Source organism: Flavisolibacter tropicus, assembly GCF_001644645.1.
Classification (GTDB): Bacteria; Bacteroidota; Bacteroidia; order Chitinophagales; family Chitinophagaceae; genus Flavisolibacter; species Flavisolibacter tropicus.
Genome location: NZ_CP011390.1, coordinates 767,190 through 784,949 on the forward strand (window position 1 = coordinate 767,190; position 17,760 = coordinate 784,949).

General features: G+C 39.9%; 10 protein-coding genes. 3 read left to right on the forward strand and 7 right to left on the reverse strand.

Annotated features, from left to right (window positions below):
• Positions 1-57: 57 nt before the first annotated feature.
• The 5 genes from SY85_RS03110 to SY85_RS03130 form a co-directional block, all read right to left on the reverse strand.
• Positions 58-384, reverse strand: a complete 327-nt coding sequence (locus SY85_RS03110) for a hypothetical protein (protein WP_066401763.1) — start codon at positions 382-384, stop codon at positions 58-60.
• 537 nt (positions 385-921) lie between these two features.
• Positions 922-1,248, reverse strand: a complete 327-nt coding sequence (locus SY85_RS26070; protein ID WP_066401764.1) for a TonB-dependent receptor — start codon at positions 1,246-1,248, stop codon at positions 922-924.
• Between the two features lie 20 nt (positions 1,249-1,268).
• On the reverse strand, positions 1,269-2,033 hold the full coding sequence (locus tag SY85_RS03120; protein WP_066401765.1) for a TonB-dependent receptor domain-containing protein: 765 nt from the start codon (positions 2,031-2,033) through the stop codon (positions 1,269-1,271).
• Positions 2,034-2,264: 231 nt separating this feature from the next.
• Positions 2,265-3,578: a gluconate:H+ symporter gene (locus SY85_RS03125; RefSeq protein ID WP_066401766.1), complete on the reverse strand. Its 1,314-nt coding sequence runs from the start codon at positions 3,576-3,578 to the stop codon at positions 2,265-2,267.
• A 66-nt stretch (positions 3,579-3,644) separates the two neighbouring features.
• Complete coding sequence (locus SY85_RS03130; RefSeq protein ID WP_066401767.1) at positions 3,645-5,087, reverse strand: gluconokinase; 1,443 nt, start codon at positions 5,085-5,087, stop codon at positions 3,645-3,647.
• Between the two features lie 484 nt (positions 5,088-5,571).
• On the opposite strand from SY85_RS03130, the gene SY85_RS03135 reads away from it, so the two are divergent.
• Positions 5,572-6,153 (forward strand): HD domain-containing protein, encoded by a 582-nt coding sequence (locus tag SY85_RS03135; protein WP_066401768.1) that lies wholly within the window; start codon positions 5,572-5,574, stop codon positions 6,151-6,153.
• On the opposite strand, the gene SY85_RS03140 is transcribed toward SY85_RS03135, so the two are convergent.
• Together SY85_RS03140 and SY85_RS03145 are read right to left on the reverse strand one after the other, a co-directional pair.
• Positions 6,150-6,599: a cyclic nucleotide-binding domain-containing protein gene (locus SY85_RS03140; RefSeq protein WP_066401769.1), complete on the reverse strand. Its 450-nt coding sequence runs from the start codon at positions 6,597-6,599 to the stop codon at positions 6,150-6,152. The genes SY85_RS03135 and SY85_RS03140 overlap by 4 nt on opposite strands.
• A 10-nt stretch (positions 6,600-6,609) precedes the next feature.
• Positions 6,610-9,342 (reverse strand): MFS transporter, encoded by a 2,733-nt coding sequence (locus SY85_RS03145; protein WP_066401770.1) that lies wholly within the window; start codon positions 9,340-9,342, stop codon positions 6,610-6,612.
• Positions 9,343-9,800: 458 nt separating this feature from the next.
• Between SY85_RS03145 and SY85_RS03150 the strand changes: the two genes are divergently transcribed.
• Together SY85_RS03150 and SY85_RS03155 are read left to right on the forward strand one after the other, a co-directional pair.
• Positions 9,801-15,503, forward strand: coding sequence for an MBG domain-containing protein (locus SY85_RS03150; RefSeq protein ID WP_066401771.1), 5,703 nt, complete (start codon positions 9,801-9,803; stop codon positions 15,501-15,503).
• Between the two features lie 72 nt (positions 15,504-15,575).
• The gene (locus tag SY85_RS03155; RefSeq protein ID WP_082886272.1) at positions 15,576-17,549 is read left to right on the forward strand and encodes an adenylate/guanylate cyclase domain-containing protein; all 1,974 of its coding nucleotides are present in this window, start codon (positions 15,576-15,578) and stop codon (positions 17,547-17,549) included.
• Positions 17,550-17,760: the final 211 nt, after the last annotated feature.

Here is a 17,760-nt window from a genome sequence, read left to right on the forward strand (position 1 = left end):
ACACCTATGCTATAGGCTATGAAAATTAATCGAGACTTGAACTTAAATGTTTGCTGTTTAATCAATCGGAACCAATGGTGAAAAGAAGAGAAATGTTCCTTTGTTGTCAATCCAAACAGAACCACGGTAGGTTATAAAACCAGTTTCACCTGTTGGATCGTATTCAGCTTCTCCTATAAAATCAATTTTATAGACATTACGCTCCTTAGTGTAGGTATCACTAATAAGCGCCATTTGAAGCACCCCAAGCCAAGTATCGTATGCGTCCTGCACTTTCGGTGGTAGTTTTTTCCCAGCTTGTACTATAGCCTGTTGTCCAATAGAGGCAGAAGTAACAGTGAGCGTAGCGGTTAGCAGGCAAGCAGCCAGTAAGATCTTTTTCATGATTAACTGTTTTAGGTTTTGGTAGAAATACAATTTACTCACTATCTAGCCGAATCGCAAGCACAACAATAATAGTGATCAATATTTTTTTACATTATATGCCGCTGTTGGCATTCTTACAAGTAGACACCTCGGTACTTATCCCCACGAACCATTCGTACAACTTACGCATAAACCACACTGTTATACCACCTCCTCCCTTGTTTTCTTTCCTTTAACCGTTGGCTGCCCCAAGTGTTAGAGTGTTCTAGTAATTACTAAGAGTTGCTCTATAACAGGACTTAAGCTTATACCAAAAGAAGGCAAAGAATGCTGTGATTTCTTTCAAACACTTGGGATCATCGGCTAGTAGTGCCAATTATGCGAAAGGCAATCTATACCTATATCGAGAATAACGAAATGACTGGAATAAAAACGATATACAGCATATTGCCAATCTTATGCTGGTTTAATAATCCCCATAGGTCTATAAAAAAATCAGCAAAGCAGTCATAAACAACCGCTTTGCTGATTATAAAAATAGAGATCTACCCTAGATTAAAATCTAATATTCGCTCCAATTCTGGTAAAGGCTCCTGTATACTGAATTTCATATACACGGGTAGAATTACCCATATACGTATAAGCAGGGCTGTTTAACATGTTAACACCTTCAACGTATACCATAAACTTATCAGTGATCTTATAAGAGGCATTAACATCCAACTGCCAACGTGCATCTACCCAAAGATCTTCTTCTTTATTTGATCCTAGTGCATAGATGAATTTACCATTGTAGTTAGATGAACCCTGGATCGTTAGCTTTTTAGAAGAGTAACCTAATGCAAGATTGGCTGTATTATCAGCTTGACCTGGCAGGCGCAACTCTCCTATTTTTTGATCGGTTACAGCATTAGAATGGGTGTAGTATAGTTACCTGTAAATATCAGGTTTTTCAAAACACCTGGCATAAAGGTCAATGTACTGTTATAAGTCAACTCTACGCCATACACATTGGCTGCTTTACCATTACGTGGTTGTCTCATCACATACTGCTCCGTAGCACCGCTGCTATAATAAGGGTTGCTAGCATCAGTAATAGGCCCTTCGCTCAGGTACTGGAACTTGTTTATATGCTTATAAAAAACACCGCCTGATAATAGACCTACATTTTTCATGTATTGTTCAAAAAGAACATCCATGTTGTTTGAATAAGCCGCTTTTAATTCAGGGTTGCCTTTTTCAATCTTCAATAAGTCTGTATTAATATTTAAGGTTGGCATCAGATCCACGTAGTTAGGACGAGAATATCCTGTTGTATAGGCCGTACGTAAGATCGTGTTTTTAGCCAGGTCAAACTTGAACTGCAAGTTTGGTAATACCATTACATAATTAAGCGATGAATCAGCAGGTGTTGCAGTATAGGTATTAAATACTGGCGTAGTTGTTCCAGGCTTCTGACCGCCATTTACATTCGGGTTGGCATCTTTGTCATAGCTGAAAATTCTAAAGGCCTTGTAATCTACGTGTGTATTTTCAACCCGTGCGCCAAAGAGCAACATTGTTTTGTTGAATTGGATCTTGTTCATCACGTATCCTGCAGTAATGTTTTCATTAGCATCATAATAAGCAGCATCTCTGCTTAATGCCGTTCTATACGCATCCAACACAAAGCGTTCTGGACGGTTTGTGATAAAGGCCTTGATCTTGTCAACATCTGCAGCAGATCCGAAACTGAGATTATTATTCAGGAATTTAGGAGATAGATCGCTCTTATAAATTAAAAATCACAATTAAGTGATCTTTCTTCCATCACCTTTTTGGCAATACAACACACAGCACAATGTGTACACGTTACATATACCGCTCCTACTTATTAGCAGTAGTAATACTTGTCTAAATTACACAAACAAGTGAATGACCAACACACCCACTAAACCCACAATCGCTACCAGTGTTTCCATAACGGTCCATGTGCGTAAGGTATCTTTTATAGACAGGTTGAAGTATTCTTTGAACATCCAGAAGCCGGAATCGTTGACGTGCGAAAAGGCCAGACTCCCTGCACCTATTGACAACACCATCAAGCTGGGATGAATCTGCGATTGCAATACCATTGGTGCAAATATGCCACCCGTAGTTAATCCTGCTACGGTTGCCGATCCTACACAAATGCGGATGGCGGCAGCAATCAGCCAGGCTAATACCAACGGATGAAGGTTCACCTTATTCAATTGCTGTGCAATTTGCTGACTAACGCCGCTCTCAATCAGCACCTGCTTCAAGGCACCAGCACTGCCAATAATGAGCAGGATCAGTGATACTTCCTTTACAGAATCGGCATAACTATTCATAATATCCTTCATTGGTATTCCACGGTTAATGCCCAATACCCAGGTGGCTACAGCCAACGATAGTAACATTACAATAGCAGGCTCGCCCAAAAAGGAAAGAATAGCCGCACTATTTGAAGTCGTTACCACCACAAATGGCAAAACAGCCGTAAGCATTAATAAGATCACAGGCAGCAAGGCTGCTAAAAAACTGCTGGTAGTACTGGGTAGTTTGTCAGGCGCTAGCTCCTTTGGTTGAAATGTTTTTAAAGGATCTGCCGGAATATTTTTCAGGAACTGGGAAAATAAGGGCCCGGCTACAACAATGGCAGGAATGGCTATGAGAATACCATATAACAAGGTCAAACCAATATTAGCCTTAAACTGAACAGCCAAAGCTGTAGGTGCCGGGTGTGGTGGCAGAAAACCAAAGGTTACCGACAAGGCGGCTAACATGGGCAAGCCAATATAAATAGCTGGCAACTTATATTGATAAACAACAGTAAAGATTAAGGGCACCACCAATACAAAACCCACATTATAGAACAACGGTATGCCAATAGTAAAACCGGTCAAAACCAAAGCCAACTGAATATATCGAAAACCAAAAGCCTTCATTAGTACAGAACAGATCTTTTGTGCCGCACCACTATCGGCCACCAGCTTGCCTAACATAGCACCCAGTATAATTATAATGGCCAAGGAGCCCAACGTATCTCCTATACCCTTTTGCACAGCCCCCATTACCTTAGTCAATGGGATGCCTAACCATAAGCCACCAATGATTGAAACAATCAGAAAGGCCAGAAAGGCATTGATCTTGCCCCAGGCAATAAGGAGCACCAGTAAGAGGATGATGGCAAAAATGATCAATACGGTCATAAAGCAAGCTGTTCGTTTTATAGAAGATTTATTGTGTACTTCGTAGGCTATTGAAATGTTCTTTAATTACATTTCTTCTTTTAAAACTTCATAAAGTCGAAGAAACCGATCAAAGGCTTTTTGATAAGTTGCATGGTGACCTGCATTTGGATGATAAACGCTTGTTGCCGTATTATCCATTTTCCACTCTAATCCTAATGCCTCTGCACCAACAACCACAGCGCCCAATGCGGAACTATCTATCCCACCCGACACTACTACTTTTCTATTAAAGACATCCGACAACAGCTGTAACCACAACTCACTTCGAGCAAAACCGCCAGTGGCATATATTAAATCAGTTTCCTGTTTTTCAAGAAGCACCTTTCCTATACTGTACAAGCTATACAAAACACCTTCCATACAGGCGCGTACCAGGTGTGCTTTACTATGATCTATTCGCAACCCCAAAAAGACTCCAGTAGCTTTTTCATTCCAGATAGGCGCCCGCTCACCCAGCAGGTAGGGCAAGAACAATAAACCATCACTACCCGGTCTCGTTTGTTGTGCAAGCTCCAAAAGTTCTTCATAGGTTTCCGTAGTGTTCAATAGTGTTTCCTTTAACCACTGCAACACCACAGCACCATTATTCGTTGCCCCACCAAAGACAAACTCATGGTCTTTTACATGATAACAAAACAAGCGCATATAGGGGTCTATTTGCGGCTCTTTAACCATCATACGTACGGCTCCGCTGGTACCAATGGTAATCACCATAGCATTTCGTATATTGCCTGCTACTCCTAGATTCGATAAGGCCCCATCGCTTCCACCTATAACAATTGGTGTATGTAACGAAATGGCCAATTGAGGATGATGCCCAACATGATAAAGAACATGTTTTGTACCTACCAATTCTGATAATTGATCTAAACGAATACCAGTAAAGGATATAATTTCTTCATCCCAGGTTAACGATTCTAGTTGCAACAATCCCATAGCCGATGCAATTGATGTATCAATCAAGTATTGGCCAAATAGCTTAAAGAAGATGTATTCTTTAATGCTTATAAACTTATGCGCCTCTGTGAAAAGTGCAGGCTCATATTGCTTCCACCACAGCAGTTTACACAAGGGCGACATGCCATGGATTGGTACACCAGTTCGCTGATAAAAGTGTTGGCCTCGTTCGGTATTTCGCAGATCTTCAGCAATGGCTGCTGCTCTATTATCAGCCCAGATAATAGCCGGTGTAATAGCATTTCCTGCTTCATTTACCGCCAGTATACTATGCATAGCAGCACTAAACGATATAAATGCCAGCGACTGAGGTGCCAATACCGCCACTATTTTATTGATACAGGTAATTACAGAATGAAGTAAACCATCAGCATCTTGTTCAGTCCAGCCAGGCTGTGGATGCTGCATGCCATAATAAATCGTTTCAATAGCGATGGCTTTTCCATTAGGAGAAAAGGCTACTGCTTTAGTAGCTGTAGTTCCAATATCTACACCTAAATAATACTGCATGCTGATACGAATAGCTTCAAGGTGGTAGTAAGTTACACATTGGTTGGGGGAAATGAAAGTTGGTGTTTTTCACTAACAGCATTTCATTAATTCCCGCCTAAACTGTAGTCTTTAATTTAAATACCCAAATACGGCTAGCGCACAAGGAAAGCCAAACCATGGGATTTATTCTTTTCTTTCAGGGCCTATCCCCAGTCTTCCACCACAAGTGTTCGAAACCTTATAGTATCATTAAAAGCAAGACTGTTATAGGTAGGTATTCTTTGCGCATCTCTGCGAATTCTCAGCGGGCTTTGCGGTAAAAATTAACCGCAAAGAGCAGCAAAGCACGCGCAAAGAAGCGCAAAGTGTACGTTTCGAACTGGTCTTCAACTCATATTCAGAATCATTCAGTTTCTAGTTGCAAAATCCCCATTTAATATTGTAACTTCAATACTACTGTAGTGGAATGCTTGCGTAACCCCTAAACCCCTCTTCGCCTGTCATGTACAGCCACCAGTTTCTTCAGCTTAAGTCAAATGTTATCCGTTTATTGGGCAACTTAGATTCCCGTCTCACGTATCACAATGTGACACATACTTTAGATGTTACAGAGATGGCGGAAAAAATTGCAAGAGCCGAGAATATTACAAATGAGAAAACCCTATTTCTGCTGAAAGTGGCAGCCCTTTATCACGATACGGGTTTTTTGAAAGTATACAAAGGGCATGAAGAAAAAAGCTGTACTATCTTCCTGGAAGAAACAAGGTCCTATTCATTTAGTCAGGAAGACAATGATCTTATTCTTGGCCTGATCATGGCCACGCGCATTCCACAAAATCCCAAAACACACTTACAACAGATCATTTGTGATGCAGACCTGGACTACTTGGGTCGGGAGGATTTTTCAGTTATAGCTGATAACTTATTTCAGGAATCATTAAACTATGGATTCGTATCCTCAAAAGAAGAATGGGATGATATCCAATTAAACTTTATCAAAAATCACCATTATCATACCCTCACCTCCAAACAGTGGAGAGAACCAGTAATGCAAAAGCATTATTCTATGCTGGCAACACATTAAGAGTGGCTACTAACCATCTTTTTCATCTCAATAGTTACACGATCTTGCTCTCTTAATCGTTTACAAAGTGTTTTCATTATCCCTTTCAATACATCTGTATTGGTAGCCATGATATCAAAAAAATCGTCCTGCTCAATTTTAAGCATAATGCAATCGGTTATGGTGGTTGCACTGGCAGATCGGGTTTCTGAATCCAACAATGACAATTCACCAAAAATCTCATTATCCCCTAATACAGCCAGTTGGTGCTGATCATCGTGAATGGATACTTGTCCTTTGTAAATAAAGTACATACAGTGCCCGTAGCTTCCTTTTTTAAAAATAGTAACCTCTTTATCAAAATAACACTCTTCACATACCGCAGCTATTTCAATTAAGTCCGTCTCTTTACAGTTCTGAAAAATCTCCGAACTCTTCATGAGTAAAACCTTTTCAATAATAAGCATAGAATAAGTATTAAATGGCTTGCAGAGCGTAGGCCCTGGTTTCGTTGATTATATAATGATTGCTTAAATCACTCTCCGCATTCAGTTCCCTGATAACTCCCGATTGTTGGTTTTCAATAGAACAATAGATACATACGGCTTTCGTCCAAATATTGAAAGATTGAGATTGCACCACCAGCACTTTGTTCAAAAAGGCTACCGGATCAAAATTGGCAGCTGTACGCTTATTGAAAGTGGGCTCCAATACAAAGTCAATTAAACTGTTTATTTGCATGGATAATTTCTTTGGAAGCGTCCATTCCAACATCTCCATCGCGTTGAATAGTTTATTGTTTTTATTAAAAGCTACCAGTTCCAACAAGCGGTTTATTTCTTTATTGTGATATAAAATTATGCACAGTTTCAGTGCCGTCGTTACATCACTTTCAATTTCGCTTAGTAAAGACTGCCGGATAAGATGATACCCTTTTACAAGTGGCACTTCTTTACAATAAGCAATCTTTTCAAAGCCGTTTTTAATATAATACTTAAGAAGTGGTTTAAACTGGTGCATCTGCTCCGGTGTTTCTGCCACATATGATTTCATCCATAATGCATGAATGATCCTATCATTATTATCAGGTGCATCCGATAGTTGAGATAGTAAATATGCAGTTGAATGTGTGCCCTTACTCTTTCCGGCAATCTTGATCAACTCTTGCTTGTGTATGCTTAAAAGTGGCGTTGGCAATGTCTTTATATCATTAAACAACACATCGCCATACACTTGCAAACCATGTAGCGCAAGGTATTTAGTTGGTTGTTCTTTTAATAATTGAAGGATAACAGGAAGTAACTTCTGTATATGCAGCCTGCAGGCTGCTATAATAGCGCTACGTCGAATAGCTGGCTCATTATCTTCCAGCAAAACCTCAATAGCATCAGTAAACTTTATATCACTTAATTCACTGATAATTTCCAATGCCTGCTCACGTTCCTTAGGAAATGGTGAAGTAATCAATGAATGAATTTCCTTCGAAGCTGTATATAAGAAAGAAAACTCTTTCTGACTCAGCAGGTGATGAATGATAATTTTACGGGTCGCATAGTCTTGTTGAGAAATCAAGCCCGATATGGTTTTAAGGAAACTGGCATCTAATTGGCAAAGTAGATCCACAATCCGTTCTTTTACTTCTCTTTCTTCTTCTGTTGCCAATAGATCATGTAAAAGAGTTACATCTAATTGTTCCCTTTCTTCTAATTTAAACAATGCATATTTCTTAACTTCCTTCAACGGTGAATAGAGCTGTTTCTTAAGTAGCTCATCCAGATCTTGATAAGAAGCGCTTTCTAAAAGCTTTAATGCATAAATGATCTCTACATCCTTACCTTCTTCAACCTTCTTAAGTAATAATTCTATGGTTTTATGATCCGAAACCTTAAGATCCTCACCATTATACACACCTTTTTGTATGGAATAGTGTAACACCTTGACATAGGCTTTTTTGATCATAAAGATGATAACAGCCCAAACTACCAGGTTGACCAGCAATACCTTAATAGTCGTCATAATGGTAAAGGGCAATCCCATTACAGGAAATAAGATCAACGACAAACCTACCACAACCAAAGAGATTGGAAACATATAACCCTTAGCAATGATGTGCCCCTTCAAGCGTAAGTGTTCGCTCAAAGGCTGAAAGAGAATCAAAAAGACGGGCTCCTGGATAGTTGACCGCAACACCTCTGTAAGTAAGGCCATGATACCAAAAATGAATACAGTATAGGTGACGTCATAAGTAAAGAAGAATGTACAGGAAAATAAAAACAAGGTAACAGGAGTAAAAGACAAACAGGCTATTATACCCAACCGTTCTATTGCACGACTAGAAAAAGTCAATTTTAATACAAGCGCAATGATCCTTCCAAAAGCAAAGAACTGAGCTATAAAGGCAGCAAGATTCGTTAGATCATAAAAACGACTTTTAACCTGGCTTATAAATGTATAATCAATAAGTACAAATACATTATAACTTAGAATAGAGAGAAGTGATATGGAAAAGATGAGCTCACTTCTAAAGAAGGCTTCTATTCTACCCTTTTTAATGGGATGACTTTCAGTATGATGTTGCGTATGCGCATGAGCCCTGCGCAAAATGGACTGCCAGGTGCTTTTATGGGCTAAGCGGTTTAATAAGATAAAGGCCGTTCCCATAAACACAACGGCCAACAATAAAAGATTGGGAACACCAGTAATAGGAATCAGTAATGGTGTTGCAGCATAACCAATGAGTTTTGCAGGTATGTCTCCAGAACCTACTATTGAAAAAACCCTTTTGCTTTCGCGAATATTGAATAATAAAGAAACAATACCCCAAAAAGCATAACTCGTTATCATGTAGAACAAGGTGCTACAGATCAATATGCAATAAATAAAAACATGCGAGTGGGCTACTACAAGGCCTGACCAAAATGCCAGAAAAACAAATAGAGATGCTATAAGAATGGAACGCAATAGCTGGATAGGTGTAAAACGTTGTTCCAGCTTTTCATACATCAAATTAATGAGTAAGAGAAAAAAAGCAATTCCTAAAAATGCATAGGCTAAACCAGTTATGGCGAACGTATGTATAAAGAGGGTAAAAGCAACGATATTGATCAGCGCATTGGCAAGACCAATAAAGAATTGCACTTTAAGTAGATCAAATACATATTTGGATTCAGATATTCGAATATTTAATATGCTGAATATCAATTCCCTCATTCATCTAATATAATCATTTTTATAAGTATATACGTATGTTGAAACTATTTATTAACCCCTATTTACAGAGAGCCGGCAGCCATTGACGCTCTTTAATAAACTCATAAATAAAACAGAAAATACTTACTTAAGTTTTTTATTGATTATCAATGGCATTTCAACAATGAACAACCGATCACAGTCTATTTATGGCTAATGGGCCATTTGTCATTTAATCATTGCAATATTGTTACGAAAAAAGAAATAAAAGTGTAATTTCACGAATACATTTTTATCCCATCCCCTTGCTTTCTTCCTCTAGATGATTGAATTAGTGTTTGTTAAGTAATTCAAACTAACAGTAATACCCTATCTTTTTTACTACCCTTACAACACAACATTAATCCTATGGTATTGCAGTAATGCTGCACCTATCTGTGCTATGACGACTCCACTTTTCTAACGCCTAACAACCAAAAATGAAACTGTTTAGGAACCTTGTCTATTTTTATAGCACATTACTGTTACTCGTTCTTAGTTCTACAATTTCATCGCTGTTTGCTCAATCATTAAAAATCAATGATTTCGTTCTCTTTGGTGGAAATTGCAGTACCTCCTCTACTTGTGGTATAACGATAGCATCAGGTACAATAATAAAAGGCGGTGCTATAGGTACCAATTCCCTGATACAAACCAGCAATGGAGTAATAGTTACAGGTAACCTAAATAGCAATGGGGCTATTGTACTAGGAAATGGAAATACCATTACTGGAAATATTACTGTTGCAAACACTACTTCCACTAACCCTGCCTTTTTGAGCGGATCCAGTACTAGCATCATTGGAAATATAGATGCTGCCGGCAACATTACCATTGGAGCAGGTACTGTACAAGGAAACATCACCCACCCCAATGGTACAAAGTATAGAGGCCCCAAACCAAGCGGTAGCGAAATATTGGGAACACCAGCTATACCAACTATGCCTGAGCTACCTGCCATTACCACCTTTCCCAATCCAGGACAAAGAGATATTGTCAAAACAGATAGTGTTGGCCCCGGAGAGTACCGAGATGTTATTTTAACGGGTAATCAAAGTTTGAAACTTAAGGGCACAGGTATATATACCTTCCGTTCTATCAAAAATTCTGGAACTGTCAACAAATTCATTTTTGACTTTGGTGGTAATACTACCGGAACCATTAAAATTTATATTCATGGTGATGCCATGATGGGTAAATTCGCTACTGATATTATTAATGGTGGAAGCCCATCAAGAGTTTTTGCTGAAACACACGGCCAAGGAACTACCACTGGATATGCATGGACCATTAACAATGGTAATGTTGGTACAGCTACTACTGCATGGCAGGGAACGATCTGGGCTCCTTTTGGAAGTGTCACCTTAGGCGCTGGCTCCACTTCCCAAAAATTGATCGGAGCCGTTTGGACTACCAAGCAGATCGTTATAAATAGTGGAATTCTCCTGGAGTTTGCCGCTTTCCAAGCATCAATGCTCCCCTATTATCCACCATCAACACCCGGAAAAGTTAACGACCTGATTGGTTCTGAACTTTCTTCCTTATATCAAAATTTTGGCAGCGTTAGCGATAAAGCGGAATCTATTTTTATTTTATCAAGCGATAGCGTATATGTCGATGTTATTGCCTTAAACGGCAAACAAAATGAATTAAGAGATACACTTGTAAAACCATCTTACGGACTTACACGCCTGATTTCAAATGGAAGTAACCCATTGATTTTAACAGGTGTTTTCCCAATAAAAAATCTATTTAAGTTAAATGCACTTCCCAACCTGATTGATTATGCACGTCCCCTATATCCCTCCATCAGCAATAGCGGTGTTACACAAACAGCAGGTGATAGTGCCATGCAATCCAACTTTGTACGTAATGGATATGGCTTAACGGGCAAAGGGGTTAAAGTAGGCGTTATTTCTGATAGCTATAATACACTTGGCAATGCAGCAATAGATGTAGCAAACGGCGACCTTCCTGGCCGGCCAAATAATCCAGTGAACTCAACTCCAGTACAGGTTTTAAAAGAATATCCGTTGGGTAGACGGCCCGATGAAGGAAGAGCCATGCTCCAAATTATTCATGATATTGCTCCTAAAGCCCAACTGGCATTTCGTACCGGTTTTATTACAGCTGGCGATATGGCTGCAGGAATTCAGGAATTACACAATGCAGGCTGCAACATTATTGTTGATGATATCACTATGGTAACGGAGCCTTTCTTTAAAGACGGTCAGATTGCAAACGCTGTAAATAATGTTGTAAACCAAGGTACAGCCTATTTTACATCTGCCGGCAACTTTGGAACGCGTGGCCATGAAGGTGTTTTCAACCCGGTACCTGCTCCTGCCGGTCTTACGGGGCAAGCACATAACTTTCAAAATGGTGACATCTATCAAAAGATCACATTAGATCCCGGCACCTATACCATAGTGCTTCAATGGGACGATGCCTTCTATTCTAACGGCGAGTTTCCCGGCACACAAAATGACTTTGATATTTACCTGGATAATAACGACGGCACTCCCCGTTATGGCTTTAATCGTAATAATCTGAACGCCGATCCTTTTGAGTTTCTCCCTATTACCGTAACCTCCAGAACAGAAACGAATATCCTCATCGTTCGCGCAGCAGGTACTGGCAATGTTCGCTTCAAATACATCATATTCCGCGGCCAAGCAACCATTAATGAATACCAATCCGGACTGTCAACCATTATAGGGCAAGCCAACCATCCGAAAGCCTTGACCATTGGCGCTGCTTTATACTTGAATACACCGCCATTTGGCGTGGCTACACCAACTATTGCTTCTTTCTCTTCCAGAGGAGGATTGAAAATAAGTGGAGTTGACAGGTTGAAACCCGATTTTGTAGCACCCAATGGAGGAAACACTACAGTAGATTTTGGAACACCGAATATTGATGGCGACCTGTTCCCCAACTTTTTTGGCACCTCCGCTGCAGCTCCACATGCAGCTGGTGTAGCGGCTTTGTTGATAGAGGGTATGGATTCTTTTAGCCACTACCATTTAACACCAGACTCTCTGCGCGGCTTATTAAAAGTGGAGGCATTAAACATGGGTGCTTCAGGTTATGATGATAGTACAGGCTATGGTTTTATTCAACCGTACAAATCCATGCAAACCTTTGCGGCCCCAAGACCAGAGATCATCTCTTTATCCTATCCTTCTAATACAACACCGGGTGAACAATCATTCACACTGACAGTTACGGGCAATTATTTAAGCCCTAATTCAGAGATACGTCTAAGGGGCACACCTTTAGAAACAACCTTCGTAAATGGAACAGCATTAACAGCTGAAATACCAACATTTACAGGCAACCCATCCATTGATGTGACTACACCCGCCAAATCATCATCGGGACTTGATGGCGGTATTTCCAATAGCCTGTTCTTCTTCAATACAGTTAAAAAATTGGTCACTGTTAAAGCTGACACACTTACTAAAAAGTACTTCGAAAGCCTGCCAACCTTCACAGCAACAATTCGTGTAGATGGCGTACGCTTAGACAGCACCAACTATACGCTAAAACAGTTGGGCCTTGACTCGCTGAAATTCATTACAGAAGCTAAAGACACCAGCCAGGTTGGCTTTTATTCTATTGAACCCCGACGTGTATTTGATCCCAACAATGCAACAGATGCTGGTTTATTAGAATCATTCAGCTATTCATTTACAAATAGCTTACTCAATATTGTAAAACTGCCAATCACTATAACGCCCGTAGAAAAAACCATTCAGTATGGTGAAAACATTTCTGATTTTCAATTTAATTATAGCTATAACACAGGTACTTCTATTGCAGACACGGCTAGTTTCCGCCAAACATTAACCTCCTTACACCAGGGCAATATTGTAAATAACGCAGTAGTGCTGGTCAACCCGGCCTATCTGGTGAACAGCGATCGCACCCTTACCGATCAGGACCTTAACAATCTAAGTTTTTTGGTATCACCGCCGGCCTTACAATATGCCCGCGAATTAGTAAACCCCGCTTACTTAGTAAACGGTGTAGCAGGTAAAACAACTATTATCGATATCTCACCACAAACGGTTTTTGATTATCAGGTTAACCCAGCCACTTCAACACTTGTTAACCCGGCTTATTTGGTAAATCCAGCCTATTTGGTAAATCCGGCTTACTTGGTCAACCCTGCCTACCTGGTAAATACTACTTCTAAAACCATAGTGAATCCAGCATATCTGGTCAATGGTAGCGCCACGGTAAATAACATCTTAGTAACCAACCCAGCTTACCTGGTTAATCCAGCCTACCTGGTCAATGCTATTTCTAATTCAAGCAATGTAAATACAGTAGCTATTATTGACTCAACAGATGTTTATGTAAATAGCAATCAGCCAGCTATACTTAAGCCTATCAATATGATTACAGGCTATGCGGCTGGCACACACAGAGTAGTACCGGCGGCCTTATTGAATAAGAACCTGGATATACGCTACAATTTGTCACTATTGCATATTCTGCCAGCTACACTCACGGTTAAACCCAAAGACACCACTATCGCCTATGGCCAACCGATCGCTTTTAATTTTGCTACATCAGGCTACCAATATGATAATACGGACGATCAGATCCTAAGTGGTCCCCCTCAATATATAGTAACTAAAAATGGCGTGACAGTGGATATTACCAAACCACTACCCGTTGGGGAGTACACCATTACGCCAGCTAACTTGCCATTTAAAGCGCCAGCTAGCTATATAGCCCGTTACTTGACTGGCAAGCTGACGATTTCCTTAGCTGTATTAACTGTTAAAGCCGATAAAAAAACTAAGGTATATGATGGCAAGACAACTAGCAATTTTACAGTTTCTTATACAGGCTTTTTAAATGGCGACACGCCTGCTAATTTACAGGGCACGTTAACCTTTACGGGTACTGCTACCACTGCTATACAAGTAGGTACCTATGCAATTTTGCCATCAGGTTATACTTCACCCAATTATGATATCAGATTTGAAGTCGACAGCCTAACCATCACAAAAGCACCATTATTCATTACAGCCAATAATATTACTCGTGCTTATGGTGACCCAAATCCAGCACTGACACTTTCTTACCAGGGCCTGGTGAATGGAGAGAACAGCAGTGTTTTATCACCACAGCCAGTAGCAACTACTACCGCTAACCAAAGTTCTCCAGTTAACACCTTCCCTATTACAATAAATGCTGATAGCGTAAGAAACTATTCACTACGCCTAACTCCTGGAACGCTAACCATTACCAAAGCAGGCTTAGATGTTATAGCTGATGATAAGGTCATCTTTAAAGGTGATCAGACTCCTGCTTTAACAGCTACGATCAATGGGTTAAAGAACAATGATAGGAGAATATCAGGACCAACACTTACATTGAGTCCATTGTATAAAGGCGAGGCCGGACTCTATCCTATTACGCCATCTAACCTGACGGTAACGAATCAAAGCAGTTATACTATTACTTACATTGCCGGTACGCTGTATGTAAATCCAAAAGGTAAAGGTGCTAAAAAGATCAAGCCTTCCCTGGAATGTGTTGAATATGCGCCAGGAAATTCATCTGGCTTCGATTATATCGCGCACTTTACTTATACAAACGATAATGCAACTGCCGTATATATTCCTATTGGGCCAGACAATAACATCATAGCTACGGGAAAATATAGTGGCCAACAACCCAAACTATTCCTGCCAGGCACATATCCATTCCAAATTCCGTTTGACGGCCAGAAGTTGATCTGGTCAGTTAGCACCTATGATGTAAACCAAAAAACGTCTGTAGGTAGTGAAGCCAGCTCTACATCTAACCGCTGCGGTCCTATTACAACAGCTCGAGCCAAGGAGCGTGATGAATCAAGTATCGTAAGTAATGATAAAGTAGAGAAGCTGGTATTTCCAAATCCTACTACTGGAAGAGTTATCATTCAAATACCGAAAGCAATTATCGGTTATAAAGACATTCAACTATTTGATGCAAATGGTAAAATACTGCCTATTCGTGGTTGGAAAAAGCAATCGGACAGCCAGTGTGAAATCGATCTGACTGGCTTAACCAATGGCATGTACTTCATTCGTATTAGAACAGGTGATACCTATCAAACAGTTTCAGTTATTAAAAGATAACAGAGCAACCTAACGCCTATCCCAACCCTGTGATCATTCACAAATCATTTCATTCATTGAAAAGATAAAAAGATGATTATTACGTGGCGTCCTTTATTAATTGCATTGTGTATTTGTTCTTTCCCCCAATTTGTAAACGGTCAAACTAAAGAATATACAACACAGGATACAGTTAAGATCAATGATTGGCTGGCAAAAAGCAAAGAATTGATCAATACCAATCCTGATTCCGCTTTGCTGCTTAGTAAACAGGCAAGAGAGCTGGCTAACCAAAAAGGCTTTCAAAAAGGAGAAGCTATTGCTTTTAAGAATATTGGACTGGTCTATTTAAATCAGGGCAAGTTTTTAGATGCCATTCACAACTGGACACAATCCAAAGAGATCTTCCAAGCCACCAATGACCTGATTGGCGTATCTAACATCCTTAATAATATTGGCGTTATCTACAGTATTCAGGGCGACTATCAAAACGCGTTGAAATGCTACCTTGAGTCACTAAAATTTGCTGAGCAAACCAGCGACAAAACGCGCATTCTATATGCCATGAACAATATTGGTGGCACGTATTCGCTAAAACGTGAAACATACGATAAAGCCCTCTTCTATTACTTAAAAGCCTTGCCCTTGGCAGAAGAAGTAAAAGACACTAATAGTATAGGTACTACAGCTGTTAATATTGGTGAAGTGTATGCCAACCAAGGGAATAGCACCAAAGCCTTGTTCTATTTCGATAAATCATTAGCGATCTATAAAGCTTCCAAAAACAATGAGAACATCCCCTATGCTTATAATGCCATTGCAAAAGAATACAAAAAGCAAGGCAAGTTTGACCTGGCGTTAAATTATCATACACAAGCACTGAATACAGCCCAGAAAGCTGAGAATAAATTATACGTAGTACAATCTTTGTTAGGACTAGCCAATACCTATACCGCTAAAAAAGAGCCCACTATAGCCCTTAGCTATTTTAAACAAGCAGAATCCATTGGTCGCCATATCAATGCCCGTGATGAACTGAAAGATATCTATAATGGCATGGCAGCCACCTTTGCTTCTACTAAACATTTCGATGAAGCCTTTCGTTATCAATCATTGTACACAGATATAAAAGATACGCTTTACAATATTGAAACCGATAAGAAACTAGCCAGCATGCAATTCGATTTTGACCTGCAGAAAAAGCAAGGTGAGATTAACTTGCTGACAAAGGATAAAATATTACAGGAATCTGAGCTAAGAAGACAAAAACTATTTAAGAATGCGCTCACTATAGGCTTAGTCTTAGTGTTCCTGATTGCCTTTATCATCTTCCGTAACTACAAAGCCAAAGTAAGGATCAATAAAATACTGGATAAGCAAAAGGCCGAAATAGAACACTTACTGCTAAACATACTACCAGCAGAAGTAGCCAAAGAGTTACAGAATGAAGGACAGGCAACGCCACGCAATTATGATACAGTATCGGTCTTATTTACCGATTTCAAAGGTTTTACCTCGCTGGCAGAGAAAATGACACCCCAGGAGCTGGTGCAGGAATTAAATGCCTGCTTCATGGCCTTTGATGATATCATTGAAAGAAACCACCTTGAAAAAATTAAAACTATTGGAGACTCCTACATGTGCGCTGGCGGCATACCTAGTCCAGACCCTGACCATGCCTACAATATCATAAAAGCCAGCCTTGAAATGCAGCAATACATTACCCATCGCAATCAGGGCCGTCTTGCGCTCGGTCTAGAACCTTGGGATGTACGCATAGGTATTCATGCCGGACCAATTGTGGCAGGTGTAGTAGGTAAGAAAAAATACGCCTATGATATTTGGGGTAGCACAGTCAATATCGCCAGTCGTATGGAGAGTAATGGCGCACCCGGACAGGTAAATGTCTCAGAAAGCTTTTATAACCTTATTAAAGACCGTTACGAATGCAGTTACCGCGGTAAGATCTATGCAAAGAATGTGGGCGAAATTGATATGTACTTTGTCAACCAACAGCCCGTTTTTGCACCCGGCCAAACACCTAATGCAGAAACTTTATTACAGTAACTCCATACATTTAAAGAGGAACAACCAACTTGTGTAGATATTAAAACCTGTAACACATATATAAATAAAGCGGGTAAATCACTTCAGAAACTGCTTAAAATGGTCATAAATCACTAAAATACTAGTGGTAAAACTAGTAAACGTGTAAGCTTATATACTAAACCACAGCCCTAAACTCTCTCCCACCTGTATGTTATTTAACGTTAATACT

Excerpts from the sequence above, each read along its gene's own strand:
- SY85_RS03110 (WP_066401763.1), bottom strand. The coding sequence starts at position 384 with ATGAAAAAGATCTTACTGGCTGCTTGCCTGCTAACCGCTACGCTCACT.
- SY85_RS03125 (WP_066401766.1), bottom strand. The coding sequence starts at position 3,578 with ATGACCGTATTGATCATTTTTGCCATCATCCTCTTACTGGTGCTCCTT.
- SY85_RS03130 (WP_066401767.1), bottom strand. The coding sequence starts at position 5,087 with ATGCAGTATTATTTAGGTGTAGATATTGGAACTACAGCTACTAAAGCA.
- SY85_RS03135 (WP_066401768.1), top strand. The coding sequence starts at position 5,572 with ATGTACAGCCACCAGTTTCTTCAGCTTAAGTCAAATGTTATCCGTTTA.
- SY85_RS03140 (WP_066401769.1), bottom strand. The coding sequence starts at position 6,599 with ATGCTTATTATTGAAAAGGTTTTACTCATGAAGAGTTCGGAGATTTTT.
- SY85_RS03145 (WP_066401770.1), bottom strand. The coding sequence starts at position 9,342 with ATGAGGGAATTGATATTCAGCATATTAAATATTCGAATATCTGAATCC.
- SY85_RS03150 (WP_066401771.1), top strand. The coding sequence starts at position 9,801 with ATGAAACTGTTTAGGAACCTTGTCTATTTTTATAGCACATTACTGTTA.
- SY85_RS03155 (WP_082886272.1), top strand. The coding sequence starts at position 15,576 with ATGATTATTACGTGGCGTCCTTTATTAATTGCATTGTGTATTTGTTCT.